General features: G+C 29.4%; 14 protein-coding genes. All 14 read right to left on the bottom strand.

Annotation, left to right across the window (positions count from 1 at the left end):
* Positions 1-6: 6 nt before the first annotated feature.
* Positions 7-696: a hypothetical protein gene (locus ACZ5B9_RS03975; protein WP_464423449.1), complete on the bottom strand. Its 690-nt coding sequence runs from the start codon at positions 694-696 to the stop codon at positions 7-9.
* 178 nt (positions 697-874) lie between these two features.
* Positions 875-1,309 carry a lysozyme inhibitor LprI family protein gene (locus tag ACZ5B9_RS03970; RefSeq protein ID WP_464423448.1) on the bottom strand — a complete coding sequence of 145 codons (435 nt, stop codon included), beginning with the start codon at positions 1,307-1,309 and terminating at the stop codon, positions 875-877.
* Positions 1,310-1,415: 106 nt separating this feature from the next.
* On the bottom strand, positions 1,416-2,843 hold the full coding sequence (locus tag ACZ5B9_RS03965) for a hypothetical protein (RefSeq protein ID WP_464423447.1): 1,428 nt from the start codon (positions 2,841-2,843) through the stop codon (positions 1,416-1,418).
* A 51-nt stretch (positions 2,844-2,894) separates the two neighbouring features.
* Positions 2,895-3,374, bottom strand: coding sequence for an S-ribosylhomocysteine lyase (locus ACZ5B9_RS03960; RefSeq protein ID WP_015769976.1), 480 nt, complete (start codon positions 3,372-3,374; stop codon positions 2,895-2,897).
* A 49-nt stretch (positions 3,375-3,423) separates the two neighbouring features.
* On the bottom strand, positions 3,424-4,350 hold the full coding sequence (locus ACZ5B9_RS03955; protein WP_464423446.1) for a D-alanine--D-alanine ligase: 927 nt from the start codon (positions 4,348-4,350) through the stop codon (positions 3,424-3,426).
* A gap of 254 nt (positions 4,351-4,604) precedes the next feature.
* Positions 4,605-5,543, bottom strand: coding sequence for an Hsp33 family molecular chaperone HslO (locus ACZ5B9_RS03950; protein ID WP_464423445.1), 939 nt, complete (start codon positions 5,541-5,543; stop codon positions 4,605-4,607).
* A 362-nt stretch (positions 5,544-5,905) separates the two neighbouring features.
* Complete coding sequence (locus ACZ5B9_RS03945) at positions 5,906-6,085, bottom strand: hypothetical protein (RefSeq protein WP_455036182.1); 180 nt, start codon at positions 6,083-6,085, stop codon at positions 5,906-5,908.
* Between the two features lie 195 nt (positions 6,086-6,280).
* Positions 6,281-7,201 carry a DDE-type integrase/transposase/recombinase gene (locus ACZ5B9_RS03940; RefSeq protein WP_464422173.1) on the bottom strand — a complete coding sequence of 307 codons (921 nt, stop codon included), beginning with the start codon at positions 7,199-7,201 and terminating at the stop codon, positions 6,281-6,283.
* Between the two features lie 507 nt (positions 7,202-7,708).
* Positions 7,709-8,296: a GNAT family N-acetyltransferase gene (locus ACZ5B9_RS03935; RefSeq protein WP_464423444.1), complete on the bottom strand. Its 588-nt coding sequence runs from the start codon at positions 8,294-8,296 to the stop codon at positions 7,709-7,711.
* Positions 8,293-8,460, bottom strand: coding sequence for a hypothetical protein (locus ACZ5B9_RS03930; protein WP_169718713.1), 168 nt, complete (start codon positions 8,458-8,460; stop codon positions 8,293-8,295). Before ACZ5B9_RS03930 ends, ACZ5B9_RS03935 begins: the two co-directional genes overlap by 4 nt.
* A 176-nt stretch (positions 8,461-8,636) precedes the next feature.
* Positions 8,637-9,281 (bottom strand): DUF4878 domain-containing protein, encoded by a 645-nt coding sequence (locus tag ACZ5B9_RS03925; RefSeq protein ID WP_464423443.1) that lies wholly within the window; start codon positions 9,279-9,281, stop codon positions 8,637-8,639.
* A gap of 126 nt (positions 9,282-9,407) precedes the next feature.
* Positions 9,408-10,424 carry a UDP-3-O-(3-hydroxymyristoyl)glucosamine N-acyltransferase gene (gene lpxD / locus ACZ5B9_RS03920; protein WP_464423442.1) on the bottom strand — a complete coding sequence of 339 codons (1,017 nt, stop codon included), beginning with the start codon at positions 10,422-10,424 and terminating at the stop codon, positions 9,408-9,410.
* A gap of 117 nt (positions 10,425-10,541) precedes the next feature.
* Entirely contained in the window at positions 10,542-12,869 is a 2,328-nt protein-coding gene (locus ACZ5B9_RS03915) for a BamA/OMP85 family outer membrane protein (protein WP_464423441.1), read from the bottom strand.
* 8 nt (positions 12,870-12,877) lie between these two features.
* On the bottom strand, positions 12,878-17,476 hold the full coding sequence (locus ACZ5B9_RS03910; protein ID WP_464423440.1) for a translocation/assembly module TamB domain-containing protein: 4,599 nt from the start codon (positions 17,474-17,476) through the stop codon (positions 12,878-12,880).
* Between the last annotated feature and the right edge of the window lie 242 nt (positions 17,477-17,718).

The raw sequence follows: 17,718 nt of genomic DNA, 5'->3' as shown, positions 1-17,718 counted from the left end.
TTCAAATTATTTTCCAAAATTTTCAAATATTGAATCAAAAATATCAAAACCATCACTTTCTAATGTTTCTTCATCTTTATATTCCCATTCTTTCTGATTTTTTTCCAAAATTATTTTTCTCTTTTCCGTTTCATATTCAAATTCGTTATTATCCAATCTTTTTAGCATTTCATTTTGAGATTCATACAAAATTATTACATTTGCTTTCAATCTTTCTTCATTGGACAATTTTTTAATTTTTTCCTTATCTAATTTATAACCCAATTCTTTTGAAACTTTATCTTCAAGTTTTTTATTAAATTCTTCAGAGAACATAATTTCAAAAATATTCGGAGATTTTTCAGTATAAATTATCTCTACTTTGTTTTTTGAAATAAAATTAATTTTTTCAATTTCATAAATTGTTTTTTCATAAACTTTGTTATTCATCAAAACATTTGGCATATTCACTTTAAAATTTTTTTCACCTGTTTCCAAATCAGTATTTTCCGAATATCCAATACCCTTATTTTTACTTTCTATCCTATCTGAAATTTCTTTATTAAAAACTTCAACAACTTTTTCACTTTGGTTTTTCATTTCCTCTTCTGATAATTTTAAACTCTTATTTTTCGTAATTTTAAAATTTTCTTTTTTTAATTCAAATGAAAAACTTAACGAAAAAATAACCAAAAATAAAATCATTAATTTTTTCATAAAGCTCCTTTTTTAGAAACAACAATGGATATTTGTTTTATCAAATTCTAAATATACTGAAACTCTTTTAAAATAAAACTATTAAAAATTATATGAATTTAGGGTTTGAGTACAATAGTCATAAATTTTAGGTTCAGTTTCAAAGTAGTTTTACTGTATATAAATTTTCTTTCTAAACTTATTTCAATTTTTCATATCTTTTAGATAATTCAATCGCTCTATTTTTAGTCGAGTTAATCAATGATTGTGTGTATTCCAAACCATAACCTGTTCCACAAAGTTTTTGTCCATTTACAGTTCCACAAAATTCATCTGCCGCTTCTTTTGCAACTCTTTCTTTTCTTTTTATCCATGCTCTTTCTTCATTTCTAAGTTTCTCTTGTTCTTTTTTTGACAATTTTGACATTAATAATTTATAAACTTTATTTAATTCATCATTCCAGCCGTCCAAAATAACCGAAGATGCTTCTTTCATTTCAGCATTACTTCCTCCAAAAGAATCCTCTACACTTTTCTCTTTAGTTTCCATTCTATTAATCATATCACTCGTATAACCAGCAAAACTGCTAATTACAACCATTAAACTTGCAACCAAAATCATTACTTTTTTCATAAAAAATCTCTCCTTTTCATTTTCAGAATCAAAGTTAAAAATTATAATCTTTCAATTTCTCAACAAGATTAGTATTTTTCCTACTCATTCATTATAATCTAGACACTTAAATTTTACTTTTATAATTTTCAATCAACTTTTGATATTCATTAACAACCCACTCACCAAATCCCAAATGAATCGCATCACTTATCCCATAATTTTTTATCTCTGATTTTTGAAAATACAACTTTCCATCTGGACAATGTTTTTCATGATACACTTGTATAGAAGTAGTTGTATACGTCACAACTTCTCCATCTATAACTTTTCGTTCTAATGTATCAAAATCTAGTAGTGGCAATATATACCAATTATTTTCATAATCATAAATCCATAAAATATCTTTTTCCGTTTTTAGTTTATATGGTGAATGCGTATTAAAAAATCTCTCCTTATTACTTATAATTTCAACATCATAACCCAATCCTATCATTTTCTTTAATAATTCTTCTGATATACTAAATCCAAGGTCATCATCATCCCAGTCTCTAGGAATATAAACTATATCGAAAATGTTATTTTCTACTTTTTTAAAAACAGGTGGAAATACATTTTTATGCTCTATTTCAGGCATTATCTGGAATTCTGGCAATTTTTTCCATTTTTCATCATTAAGCTCTATATTTAGAATAAATATTTTTTGCTTTCGGCTTTTCATAATCTCACATTTTTTCCAAGAATTCACTGTATCTCTAAAATATATTTCAGGATAACTTTCTAAAGGATGCATATTTGAATCATTTTTAGTAATATAAATATCCATTTCATCATCTAAAAATTGCATTTTATTATTTGTAATAGGATATTTATCAACTAATATTTTAATTTCATAATTTTCAGCTGTATCTAATAATTCCTTTTTCAATAAAGGAGATATATTTTTCAAAAATTCATTATATTGAATTTTATCATACAAAGGTTCTATTTTTAGTTTTTCCAAAAAAATATCACAATACAGTGCTTCTTCTGTATCCAAATTATAATCTTTAATGTATGAAGTTTTTATATTTTCATATATAATTAATTTCCATTTATTTTCAACTTTTAATTTTTCCATTTTTAAATTTATATTTTCAAAATCCAATAATGAAACATAAAAATCTAATTTCCCAATTTCTATCCATCTACTCAACAAATATTCTGCTCTTTCTTTTATACTATCAAAAGAAGAATAATTTCCTACTATTTTATCGATTACTCCATTTGGAAATAACTTTTCATGAAAAATTTTTATAATATAATCATAACAATTTCCTGATTTTTTTGAGCTAACTAAAAAATAATATCCTGTTAAATTTTCATAAACATATTCAAGTCCATTAATCTTTTTTATTTCTGCACTTTTTCCATTTTTCTGCATTAATTCTAAAAAAATAACTGCTAAACTAATTTTTTTCAAACTATTTTTTTCTAAACTCACGAATTGCTCCAATTTAATTAGAAAATCCAATTTATCTGGTAAAGTTTTTTCAAATGTATTTAATTCTTCCATCCTTTTACCACCTTATTTTTAAATACTTCTTAAAAATGGTCATAGTATTTTTTACTCAGGATAATTCAAATTTTCCTCTCCCAAATTCTCCAACGTTTCCTCCAAATACTTCTTAGCCTCAAAATTAGCCATAGGCAAGTTTTGATCCAAGTAATTTCCACATTCTATAGCAGTCGCTCCTGGGATTGCTCCTTTAAATTCTGCCATAAATTTGTAAAGTTCCTTCATTAAGTCAACAATGTCCTTTGATTCCAATTTTCCTTTTAAGATAAGATAAAATCCTGTTCTGCAGCCCATAGGTCCAAAATATACGATTTCATCTTTCCAAGTTGGATGATTTCTCAAAAATGTTGCTCCCAAATGCTCCATTGTATGAAGTTCTGCGATGTTTATTACTGGCTCTCTGTTTGGTAATTTCATTCTTATATCAAAACTTGTCAAATAATTTCCATTAACTTCGTCTATTCTTGACACATAAATTCCTCTGTTTAATCTGATGTGATCTACTGTAAAACTTGCTATTCTTTCCATTTTTTCCACTTCCCTTTTGTATTTTTATTTTTTAAAATTTTTAATCCTTTTATCTTTCCACTTTTATTGAAGATTGTATTAACAAGTCCAATGTTTGCGGATAATCATAACCTTTTGAAGCTGTACTTTTTGGCAATAGACTTGCAGATGTCATTCCAGGCGATGTGTTTACTTCCATAAAATATGGCGTTTCTTCATTTACCACCATAAAGTCTATTCTTGCAAATCCTTCACATTTTAGCCCGTAATAACTGTCTTTTGCAAATTTATTAATTTCAGCCTGCACTTTTTCAGGAAATTCAAATACATATTCGTTTGCCCCACCTTTTGCATATTTTGATTCATAGTCAAAGTAATCTCCTGCAAGAGCCTCAATTCTTAGTGTTGGAAAAACTTCCCCATCAATCACAGGTACGCTTATTTCCACACCATGCAGAACTTCCTCAATCAATGCCTCCTTATCCATTCCAAAAACAAGTTCCAGCCCTTTTTCAAGTTCTTCCTGACTTTCCACAAAACTTACTCCAATGCTTGAACCACCGTTATTCGGCTTTACTACAACACGATTTCCCAATTCTTTTTTTATTGTTTCAAAGTCAACAGTTTCGCCTACACGTACGCTTTTCCATTTCGCAATTCTAACTCCGTATCCAGCCACAATTCTTTTCGAAAATTCCTTATCCATACAAACTGCACTTGACATCACTCCAGGCCCGCTGTAAGCCACTCCCAGACTTTGTAAAATTGCCTGTATTCTCCCGTCTTCTCCAAATACACCGTGTAAAGCGATATAAACAAAATCCAAATTCAAGTCTTTTACTTTTTCAAAAACTTCCTTTTCTGAATCAATCACAATATCAAAAACCTCATATTTATCTCTATTCAAGTTTGCTACAATTTCACTTCCTGTCTTTAAAGAAACTTCCCTTTCAGTTGAAACTCCCCCACGTATTACTCCTACTCTTAATTTTGACATTTTCTCTTCCTTTCCAGTTTTTTTATCATAATAAATCTGCATCATAATCAAATAACTGTTTGCTTTTTATAAAAATTTAAAATTTCTAACAACTACAATGTTTTTATAAATCCAATTTTTATCATTTTTCTCCAATATTTTTACAATAAAACTTTGATATTTTAAATTAAAAACACTGTATTCAGTTTGATTTCTGCATTATTAATTCTACAATTACCTAAAACAGTATAAACATAATTCCAAGCAAATCTATTTTATAAATTTTTAAAATCTTCTTTTCCAAAATCATATTTTTTACCGCAAAAATGGCATTCTACCTGAATTTTACCTTCCTCTTCCAAAATTTTATCAATTTCTTCTTTTCCAAGCGTGATTAATCCCTTGTAAAACTTATCTTTAGTGCAATTACATCTATACTCTATCTCTGATTTTTCCAAAATTTCAAAATCTTCCACATAAATCTTTTTATGAGCGCCATCAACATCAGTTTCTTCCTCAAATACCGAAATATCTTCATAAAGCAGTTCCACAATCTGCTCAAGGCTCATTCCACCTTCCAGAAGTTCAGTAATCGTTCTAATCTGCTGTAATTTATTTTCCAGTTTATCAATAAATCCATCTTCCACACCTGGCAACAGCTGTATTAGATATCCTCCAGCCCTTTTTACTTCTCCATTTTCATCCAGTTTTACACCAAGTGCAACAACTGATTTTATCTGCTCTGATAAAAGAAAATAATGAGCAATTATATCTGCAATATCCTCTTCATTTATTTTTGTAACGCCAGAAAATGAATCACGCAGTCCCAAGTCCTTTATAACTTGCATTGTTCCATTTCCAACAAATCTCACTTGCCCAGTCTCATCTTTTATAAAATTTCCATTTTCGTCAATTATCTGATGAAATTTATCTTCAGGATTTCCAATATAACCTTTTACTTCCCCTTTCATATTCCCAGTTGCAAGCATATTTCCATAAGGTCCGTCTCCATTTACTTTAACTGTCACTAAATCCTTCTCATTTTTCAAATCTTTCCCCATCATAGCTGTTGCTGTCAATAGTTTCCCAAAAACAGTTGTCGCTATTGGATCAAGTCTATGAATCTTCTTTGCCTCTTTTACAATCTCTGTCGTATCACAGACAAAAAATCTTGCACATTTACTTGTCCCTCTAATTATTTCTGATTTTCCCATATTTCCTAACATCCTTCTATTATAATTATTCCTATCCAAATCTAAATTCACTTAATTTTTATCAATTCAATCTCAATTTTATTAAAATTTATTTTTAAAAATTACATTATTAGAATATCATATTCTATACAAAAAAACAAGATAATTCATTAAACGTAAATTAGTGAATGTTATTAATGTTGAAAACAAAATTGACTTTCATCAGAAAATTAATGAAAAAATAGAACGTAGATAGAACAAAAATAAAATATTTACTCAAAAGAAAAAAGACAGGAAAACATTCCTCTGTATAGGAAGCCCCTGTCCTTCAAATTCGTTGTTTTTAAACTGCCATTATTTCATCTATTCCGTATCACACATAGCTAATATACAATATTTCCGTACCTGTCCTTGCAGTAATAATCACCGTTAGCCCTTTTATAACATTTTCTACCTTCTTTTCTCATATCTTCTCGTGCTTCTTTCCAGCCTTTAGGATCAAACAGCTCACATCCCACAACAGACATCACAAGAATTATCATCAGTAAAATTTTCTTAAACATTGCATATCATCTCCTTACGTTTTAAATATCCATATCAAATATATTTATTCCATTTTATGTCTTAACTATTTGTGTTCTTTTTACACCTTCATTATATAATATTTCAAATTGGAATGCAAATTTTTTGTATAGATGTCAAACATTTGTTACAAAAATATATTAAAAAAAATATTTCTTTCCTAATGTATCTTTAACCTACTGATTTTCCTTGTACTCTTTTAATACTTCATTTGGACTCTTAAAGCCCAGTACTTTTCTTGATATGTTGTTGTATCTTGTATTGTATTTCCTTATTGCCCTTAACAGTTCTTCCTTGCTTTTAAATTTCTTGTCCCCATAGTACTTGCTGTCAAGCCTGTGGCTTCTTTCCACTTTTCCATTCTCCCATGGCGAATATGGACGGGTTGTCACGTACTCTATCCCCTTCTCCTCCAGTTTCACCTCAAACAGCGTTTTCTTATCACTTTCAGAATTTGTGAACTCTTTCCCATTGTCTGTCTGAACTTTCTTTATGTCAAATCCCAGCTCCCTTTCCAAGTTCTCTAGAAACTTTGCGGTCTGATAGGTGCTTTTTTCATCTGCTATCCTTAACACTCTTTTTCTTGTATATTCATCTAATGCCGTTATTTGATAATACTTCTGGTCACGTGTGCCAAACTGTATGCATTCTTCCGGAACATATTTTATGTCTATCTGTACTCTTTCCCCAGGGTACTTCGCCTGTTCAGCCTTCTTTTTTCTTTTATGCGGCTTTTTAATGTTTTCTTTGGCATTGCCCTTCATTTTCCTTATTATCCTGCACATTGAATCGTATGTACGGCTGTAGCCTTCCTTTCTCGCTTTGACATAAACTTCTGCCAGCCCTTCATAGCCAAATTTCCTGTATTTTTTCATAACCAGTTCTATTTCTTCCTGCGTGTGCTGGTTTGGGTGGCTTTCAGGTCTTCTGCTTTTTGGCAGAAGAGACTGGACTGTGCCGTCGTATCTGTCTCTCCAACGTTTTATCTGCTGACGTGATGTTTTATATTTCACTGCTGCCTTTGAATTATTATTATGTTTTATTGCATACTCAATTGCCCGTTGACGAACACGGTATATTTCTGATATACTACTCATATGAAAGGTTTCTCCTTAATGTGGTTTTGGTTGGCTTACATTATATCAGAAACCTTTCTTTTTTTGTATATTCTTGTCACATATGTATTATCTCACAACAGAATGCAAATTTTTTATATTTCTTCCAAAAATCTAATAAAAAATAAAATTATATCTGATACTATTTGACATTTAAATAACAAAAATCAGAAAATTCATGGAATTAAAATCTTTTTTATAAAATTATGCTATTATATAACCTATGTAGCTATAAAAATATCCTTCAATTAAATTTTATCATTAAGTCTTTTATTTAAATTTTGAAAAACTGCTTATTATTAATAAATGTTTTTCCATAATTCTATGTTTTTTTTATAAAACAAAGGAAAATGGAGATTAATTTCCTTTGCTTATATAAAAATTGCAATATAATTTCAAATATTTTATTAAAAGACAAATTAAAAATTTTTAAATCCCATTAAAAAAAAATACTCCTATCCAAATCAACAGCAGTATTTTTCACCCCAATCAATTTTTCCTATCCAATTTCATCATCATAACAACCAGCCCATCTTTAGAAATAAAATTATCTATCTTCTCAAAGCCAAATTTTTTATAAAAATCTATAAGTTTGTCTGAATTTCTACATTCCAGCCAGACATATTTGGCATTTATCAATTCCTTTGCTTCCAGCAATAACTCAAAAGCAAGCGATAATAAAAAATTACCTTTTATTTGTTCACTTTCTGATAAATTAAAATTTTTCCCTAATTGTCCTAATAAATAACTGTTCACTAAGTAAAATCCGTTACCAACCTTCTGTCCACTTTGCATTAATTTCTTTTGTTTACTATTACTTAAATTTTCAAATCTTTCATTCGGTAATATTAAACTTTTATTTGCTACTGAAAAATAACCTAACAAAGTATCATTATTATCAAAAATTAAATGTGTTGTTGAAATAGAACTTTTCTCAAAAAATATTGCTTTATTATGTAAAAAATCTTCTACATTATTATTTTTTCTACTACTAAATGTATTCAAAATATTTTCTTTTACATACTCTTCTGTATCATACTTCAACAAATCATTTATTGACAATCTTGATATTTTCATCTTTTCTTATCCAATATTCTTCTAATTCTTTTTTCATCTGTTATTTTTTCAGCCTTTACACCTGTTAATTCTGGTTTTCTGTCATTCTCCAATGCTTTTATTAAACCATCTATCTCCTTATCAGTCTTAAACTCTGGTAATCTTAAAAAACTTGATGTAGCCATTTTTATTCCTCCCTTTTTTATTTTTATACTACAATTATACAATAAAAATCTTTAAAAATCAACTTTTTTTAATTTTATTTTAATTAATATAAAAATTTTTGTAAATAAAAAACAACCAGACTAACTTATAAAAGTAAAAGAATGATTGTTTTATTTAATAATTAAATTATTTTATTTTATTTATTTTGATTTCTAAGTTCTTCTGGTTTTTGTGATAATCCAGTTGATGGTCCTGTTTCTGGTAATTCTACTGCTGTTTCTTGTTCAGTTCCACCAAGTGTGTTTAAATTTGATAATGTTGTGTTTAATTTACCAAGTAAAACATCAATATTTTCTGCTGTTAATACTATTTTTTCTCCATTGGCTGTTTTCTTAACTACAAATTTTGTAAGATTTTTTGTTTTTGGTTTATCTTTTGCCTCAAGTTCCTCTTTAAATCTGTCATCAACTGACATTAAATGAGAACCGTTTCCTGAAAAAGTTTCTTGTGTCATTTTTTTGAAAACTTGTAAAAATATTTTTTCAACATCCACATTTGTTACTTCTACTGTTACAATTGTTGTTTCATTATCTTGTTTTTCTGTCTTGACAATTTTATATTCAAGATTTTTTAATAATGTCTTGAAAAGTAATTCTTGAATTTTATTGTTATACTTAACATCCAAGTTCCCCTCAAAACTATCATCAATCGCATATTTTGCCACCTCTTTCATTTTTTCAGCTTTTACACTCTCAATAAATTTTGACACTGTTTTGTCAGGCCCTGACCCACAGCTAACTATGCACAAAAGCATAAAGATACCTAAAAGTATTTTTTTCATCTATAACTCCCTTCTCTCTCTATTTATAATATTTTTTATTATCTGTTATTTATTCTACATCATTTGAATTAATAAGTCAAGGAAGTTTTCAAATTTCACAACTTTGATGTGCAAAATTTTATATTTTTATTTTTTTGCTTCCGTTTTTTCCAATTCTTTTTCCAACTTTTTCATTCGTTTTACAAGTTCAGGAACTTTCCCCATCGCCATTTTCACTCTCAAGTCTTCTATATGTTCACGAAGCGGATAACCTGACATTTGCTTACCATCCGGCACATCATTAGTTACTCCAGATTTTGCGGCAATCACTACATTGCTTCCAATTTTCAAGTGTCCTGCCACTCCAACCTGTCCTGCAAGAGTCGAATTATCTCCAACTTCCACACTTCCAGAAATACCTGTTTGGGCTACAATCAGACAATTTTCTCCAATTATGTCATTATGGGCAATATGAACAAGATTGTCAATTTTTGTACCTTTTTTTATAATTGTATCTCCAATTGCTCCTCTGTCAACACACGAATTTGCTCCAATTTCAACTTCTTCTCCCAATATTACGTGTCCAATTTGCTCAATTTTTACATTGTTTCCGTTAATTTTTACAAATCCAAACCCGTCAGATCCTATCACAGCTCCCGGCTGCAAGATTGTACCTCTTCCAACTTTTGTAAATTCCCGTATTGTTACATTTGAATAAATTATACAGTCATCACCTATTTCAGTTCCTTCAAAAATTGAAACATTTGGATAGATAACAACATTTTTTCCAATTTTTACATTATGTCCAATATAAGTGTTTATTTTTGATACATTTGCACTTTCATCAATTTGTGCAGAATTTTCTATCTGATTTTCAAACGGCTGTAATTTAGGCTTGAAATAATTTAGCAATATCGGCATTAACTCTCTAGGATTGCCTTTTACAACAATAAAAGTCTTATTTGCAGGTAAATTTGGCAAATCAGGAATAATCACAGCTCCTGCACTGCATTTATCCATATTTTTTAACATCTTTTCATCTGCCGCAAACGTTAATTCCTTCTCAGTTGAATGAAAAAACGGAGCAATTCTTGTAAAACTTAACTCAGTATTTCCTCTTATTTCTCCATTTATCAATTTTGCAATTTCTTTTATATCATACATTTTGAACCTCTCCTTGCTTTGATTATTAACAGTTATGAAATTTTTATAAAATTATAGGGATGAAATTAATCACCCCCTATAATTTTTTTAGTTTATATTTTAGTTAGTCTGAAAAAACTAGAATGATTGTCCAAAGCTAAAGTAGAATTTACCTTTATCTTTTTTCTCACCTTTTTTCTCAGGATCCATTGGCCAACCATAGTCAAATCTTAATGGCCCAATTGGAGTATTCAATCTTACCCCAACTCCATAACCTTTTTTAAGATCTTTAAAGTCATGAGCATCTTTTCTGTTTGGTTTATAGATTTTTTTACCTGTAACTGGATCTCTTGAATCTTTTTGCCAAGCATTTCCTATATCAAAGAAGGCTACTAACTGCAATGTATCGTTAATTTTGGTTCTATTTTCAATAGTTGCATGGAATTTATCAAATCCATCAAACGCACTGTAATCATATCCACGTACAGATTCAGCTCCACCTATGCTAAATCTTAATGCTTCTGGAGTTCCACTTCCTGTTGTTCCCCAAGCTGCTCTATACGCCATTACATTTTTTTCACCAAAGAATGTTGGATGGTAAGCTCTTAAATCTGTTTCAAACTGATCGTATTTTCTAGGATCTTTTATAAGTTCTCCTCTTTCATACGACATTGTTGCATACAATCCTTTTGTAGGGCTGAACTTATTATCTCTTGTATCTAAAGTAATTGTTGGTCCCATTGCAAACAATTTATATTTATCATTTACTTTTTTATTTCCAAACAATTCTTTATAATTATCATATCTTGCAGAGAAACTTACTCCAATATCTTTATTAAGACCTTTACCAATTGTCCAACGAGTTCCGTATTTCTTAACTTTTTCTACTTCATCAGCTTCAGCATTGTCATCTACTGATTGAGTCCAATAAACTGCTCCTCCAAGTTGAACTTGTTCAGTTCCTTTTAACCAAGGATCAAACCAGCTAAGTTCAAATGTCTTGTCTCCTTTATTTGAAGCTGAAAGTGTAATTCCAGCATCTTGTCCTCTTCCTAAGAAGTTTGAATCTGATAATTTAAGTTCTCCTACTAATCCAACTGAAGTTCCATAAGAAATACTTCCATTAATTGACGTAGTTGGACGTTCTTCCACAAGTAATTTTATAACTCTTGCATTTGGATCATCTTCTTTTCCTTCAATTGACGGTACTATCTTAGTAAACATTCCTGTTCTATAAAGTTCTTTTACTGTACTTTCAATATTTTTCTCTTGGAAAATTTGCCCTGGTTTTAATTCTTGATATCTTTCAAATACATAAGGTTTTGTTCTTAAAGTCGAACGTTTTGAGGATTGTCTTTCGTTATCATTTTTTTCTGGTGCTTTTTCAAATGTAACAGAATCAACAACTCCTTCTGTCAATCCGATATTTACAACTCCTTCATTTGAAACATTTATTGTTTCAACTCTCGCTAAAGAGTATCCATCTTTAGCATACAATTTAAGAATTCCATTATCATCTGGATTCAATAAATTACCATTTAAGATTTCTCCTCTTTTTATACCTAATGCTTTTTCTAGCTCTTCATCTTTATAAAGAGTATTTCCTTCAAAATTTATACTTTGTACATCTGGATTTTCTTGAACTTGGTAAACTATAGAAACTGTATTATCAGCTTTTCTGTCAATTTTTGGTTCAACTGTTGCAAAATATCCTGATTTGAATATTTTTTGTGCTCCATCCACTGCTCTTTGCGGTATAAAAATATCTCCCGCTTTAATTGGTAAATCTTTTAAATGTTCTGCCTTATCACGTTTGTTTGTACCTTCAATATCTACATTTGCTACTGTGTATTCTGTTTCTTTTTGCATTTCTTCTTGCATTCTTTGTCTTTGCAGAACTGTTCCAGCATTTTCTACTTCTGCAACTTGAACTTCTATATTTACTACATTTCCACGTATTCTTGGAATAACATTAGCTTCTGCTACATATCCCAATCTTTTAAGTGCTAAATAAATATCACTTAAAGTTTTATTTGAATAAGTATCTCCTGTTTTTACAGGCATTTCAGGTATTAAAACATCTGGTGTAATTTCATTCAATTTTGTAAATTGAATTGCTCCAATTGTTAAATCTTCTCTTGCCTGTTCCTGAGCTTCAAAGATGTTGTTATTTTTTCGATTTCTTCTTGCTTCTTTTCTTTTTTCTTTTTTTCTTTTTTTCTTCACTTTTTCTGATAATTGATTAGCCATATCAATTTCGTCTTGACTATATCTAATTTTAACATCTGATATCTCATCATTTTGCTCTTCAGTTCCAGTAGTACTTGTTGTTGTACTGCTATCGGCTAACTCTTTTCCAATTATCCCGCTTTTTTCTTCAGCTTGCGACAAATTATTTACAGATACAAATAATGTTACCGCAATAATCAAAGCATAAATTTTATTTTTTACTTTTTGTTTTGACATTTTTCCTCCTATTTTTTTAATGTATCAAGTTTTTTCTTCCTAAATATTTTTCTTAAAATATCTCCGAATGTATTACCTCTAGTTGAAAAATCAATTCCAAAATAATAATTTACTCTTGCTCCATTGCTCATATTAGTGCTGGCTCTACTTCTATTAATACTCTCTCCTCCAAGCCTTAAATCTAAGTTGTTTGTAACACTATAGCTTAACCATGCGTTATATCCCATTGGTTTTTTTTCCTCAGATTTTGAAGTCTGGTATGGAAATTTAAATGAAGCATTCCAGAATAACTTGTCTTTATAAATATTATCCTGAAGTGTAACTGTTGTTGCAGCACTGTATTCTCCTGTTCTGTTCGAATGATCCACATTTGTTGAAACAGAAAATTTTGATATTCCAAGCGCCTCACTAATTTTACCAGTTACTGACGAAAAAATCAACTCATTTAATGCACTATTAACAAGAGAACCTGCAACTACTAATCCGTCAGCTGAATTTTCTTCAGCAGTTCCTCCTTTTTTTTCGCCATTTCCAACTACAGTATTAAATGCGAGCAATGACACAATTTCTTCTTTTGATTTCCCTGATGATGATGAAAATTTAATATCAGGTTTACTTACATTTCCACTTACATTTATTTCTATTCTATCTCCGTTTATTACTGTACTTGCATCAAATATTACAAATGGATCCGATACGGAGCTCGCTGCACCGTTAGTAGATGGAGCAAATCTTATTTGTGCACCATCTATTTTGAAATCATTTCCATTTACAGAAAATGATCCTCTTGTAATAGAGTAATCTCCATCTATTCCAACTTCACCACCAGAATATGAAACTTCTGAAGAACCTCTTATCGTTCCTTTTATATTTCGTACAATACTTACATTTGGAATTTTTAGTTTAACATTATTTCCAGCTATTACATTCAAACTAACTGTATACTGTTTTAATATTTTATCAATAACTTCTTCTACAATTCCCTCAACAATTGTCTTATCTTGAGCTTTCTTAGTTTTAGCTTCCTCTGATAAGTTTTCTGTTTCAGATTTTGAATTAAAGTCTGGTAATTCTCTTATTTCGGCATCATCTACAACCAAATCTCCAAACAATCTATTTTCTGTAAATATCAAGTTTCCTGTAAGTGCAAAGTCAATTCCTTTTCCGTAATGAAGTCCAACTTTATTAAGTGCAGTATTTAATTCAAATTTTCCTAATTCTAGACGTTTTGTCTGCATAAAATCAGCAGGAATCGTTGGAACATCTAAATCTCCTGTCACTTTAAAAGTTCCTCCATTGTATCCACCATCAAGACGATTTACAACAAATTTATTATTTTGTAAATCAATATTGGCATTTACATTATCTACAAGTGTTAATTTATCTTTTGTCTTATAATTAAAATTATCTAGTAAAATATGCCCTGTTGTAGAATTATTTGAGAAAATTGCATCTATATTTGCAATCCCTCTCGCCTGCTCAACATCTTTATTAACTCCTAAGAAGTCCAAATTAAAGTCTTTAGCAAGCATCGAAACATTATACTGTATAGGTGTAAATTGAATATATCCGTTTAACAACAATGGATTGTGTTCATATTCCAAATAAAACTGCCCAATGTTTAAAGCCTTTTCATTGGCTTGTAAATCAATATCCACTTTATTCACTGGAAAACCACTAAGTTTTATTTCATCTGACTGTATTTGAAGACCTGTTGTAAAGTTCTCAAAATTTCCACGATACATAAATCCAATGTCTATATCTCCACTGTATCCCTTATTTTTCAAATCCTGCACTGAATCAAGCGAAAACTTCTGTTTTTCCAACTTATAATCAATATCTACATTTGCCAAATCAAATTTAGTCTGTGTTTCAAATAATGTTTCTTCATTATCTCCAACAAATCTAAGTTTTTGCAAATCGAATGTCCCATATTTGAATAACTTGTCTACATTTCCATTAGAATATTCAAGTTCTGCAACAATCTGGGGAATTTTATAAGTTTTAAAACTCATATTCCCAAGAATTACTTGTCCTGCCAGATTAAAATTATTCAAATCTCCTTTTAAACTAAGATTTGATTTTGTTCCAAAAGTCAATTCCTTCATTTCCAAAAGTTTTGGAATATCAGGTTCGTTTAAACTAAGTCCAATATCTGAAATTCCAGTTTTCAAATCATATGTTCCATACAGGCTATTTTCACGTAAAGTTACATTTTCGAAATTTACAACCCCATCCTTTATTCTAAGATATGCATTTGTGTCACCTACATAATTTGAATTTATTGATGTTATTGCAGATGGCATTGTTATTTCTCCTGAAAGTTTGTCAATTGTTCCCGATAAATTAGCATCCAATGTTCCAACTTTCAAATTAACCTTAGGCCCTGCAGTATTATAAATCATATAATCTCTTAATCCTGCATTTACATCCATTTTCCCAGTTTTCATATCAAATTTTCCACTAGCATTCAAATTTTCATTTTGGATACTCGTAATATTTACAACGTTATCTTTTATTCTCAAGTTTCCACTGACATTTTTAAGTCGCTGGTAACCAAACCACAGTTCATCCATATTTGTATTAACTGTTATATCCATATTTGCCAAATCATTGATTTTTCCACTTGCATGAAGATTTTCATATTCTCCAATATATTCTCCATACGGACTGTAAAGTTGATATGATCCAGAAATTTTATCTCCACTTCCACTAATTCTAGCTGTAAGTGTTGCAGGCAATTTCGCTTTATCTAATCCTTTGAAATTATAACCATTTGCTCTTAACAATTTTGCAATATCTATATTTTTAGGTAATTTCAATGAATAAGAATGTTTCATATTCGAACTTGTAGTTCCCGAAATATTTACTATTCCACCACCTTTTATTCCAGCTGTTCCACTTATATTGTAATTCCCGTTATGAATTTTTATATTGGCATTAATAGTATTTACAAACGGCATTGACAAATCCTTTATTTTGGCATTAATTTGTCCTGAACGAAGTATATTTTTTTCATTAAACTTCACAATTAAATTACTAACATCAGGATTAACTGTATAACTCTTTCCACCATAATTTAAAGTGAAATAACCATTACTATTGGCATTTACCACAACTGTCTGTGTTTGTGGATTTACTGTATATCTTCCATTTAAAACATTGGATCTTACTGTTCCTGTTACAATATTTTTAGAAGAAATATCAGCTCTTCCAGTAACTTTCTTGATACTAAAATCTGATCCTAGATTATTTAAAACATAATCTCCTGTTCCAGTTTTCTTTTTCAAATCATACACAAATTTTGAAACTTTAACATCTTCATTCACTTTAAATCCTGAAAAATTTTCATTAAATACAAATGATGTATCGGTTAAAGTCAATTTTTCATCAGCAATTTTCATAGCAGTTTTTATATTCTGAAAATTATAGTTTGAAATTTTTATGTTATCTGAAGAAAATTTTCCATCAAGTGTAGCTTTCTTACTTTTGGTATTAACATTTACTTCAAGATTTCCAGTAACATTACCTTGTGCTGTAAACTTACTATCTTTAATTATCTTATATCTTGCAACTTCTTCAAAAGGTAAATTCTCAGTAACAAGTTTTAAATTTAGCTTCTGATCTTGAACGAGATAGTTTAATACTAGAGATGCTGGACTTCCGCTTAATTTTGTGTCAGCATTTACCGTAATTTTGTCTTTTTTCAAATCAATTAAGGCATTTACCCCTTCAATATCGCCATCCAAGTCAATATATTTTAGTTTTGCATTTCGGATTTTCAGATTTCCTAAAGCGTTCATTGTCTTTTTAGCTTTATCATTTTCCAGTTTCAGTACACCATTTAATATTCCAGATTTTGCACTAATCATATCAAGTGGCACATACTGCCCCAGTTCCTCTGTTATTGCGACATTTTCAAAACCAAAATTCAGACGAAATTCCTTTCTTCTCCCATCACTGTTCTTCATCTTATCAAACATCGAATAAATCGACTGTTTTGACTTGATAAGCTGTTTTAATTCAATCTTTAATGTTTCCACTGTTCCATCTTCATTTTTATTTCCCAAACCTTTTGCAAAAAGTGAAAAACCACGAGATTTTGTAGCTTCCAGCCGTCCATTTACTTTTGTCAATTTTTTTGATATTTTTTTATTAAAACTTATATCTGTATAATTTAAAGTTGCATTATGAATATGAAGCTTTCCAATTCTACTCGTAGGATCAAATGTTTTTGGTTTTTTCGGTTGTGGCTTTATAACGTGAAAAATATTAAAATCATTATCTTTTCTACGCTCCAAATTTACAGTTCCATTGTAAATATCAATCCTATTAAGCCGTGTCGGCATAAGAAGACTTATTCCAGCAGTAGTTTTTTTACCGTCAATAACAACATTTCCAGCCATATCTTTAACTTTAAGATCATTAACCTGAAGTTTATTAAATCCTATCAGTTTAACATCTTTAAACTCAACATTTAATCCGCTACTTTTCAAAATGGAAGTCAGCATACCCTTAAAGTTTTTGGTAGAGATATAAAACTTTAATGCAAATAAAGACAATAGAAGAAAAATAAATATAATTAAAGATTTCTTTATGTATTTCATCTCACGTTTTTTTACCTCCTCTTCTAGTATTTTGAAAAGGATAATTATTTTCATTGTCCTAATTTTCCATTTTTTTTAACATTTCTTTCTAATTTTTATAATCAAAAGAAACTATCCTTTTTATTTTACCACAATTTTACATAAAAATCTATTATTATATGTGTTTTTTTAACTTAGAGTTGTATAGATGTCAAACATTTGTTACAAAAATATATTAAAAAAAATATTTCTTTCCTAATGTA

The organism is Leptotrichia sp. SK-5 (assembly GCF_055387215.1).
Note: the sequence above shows the minus strand (reverse complement) of the source record. Positions and strands in the feature narration are given on the sequence as shown.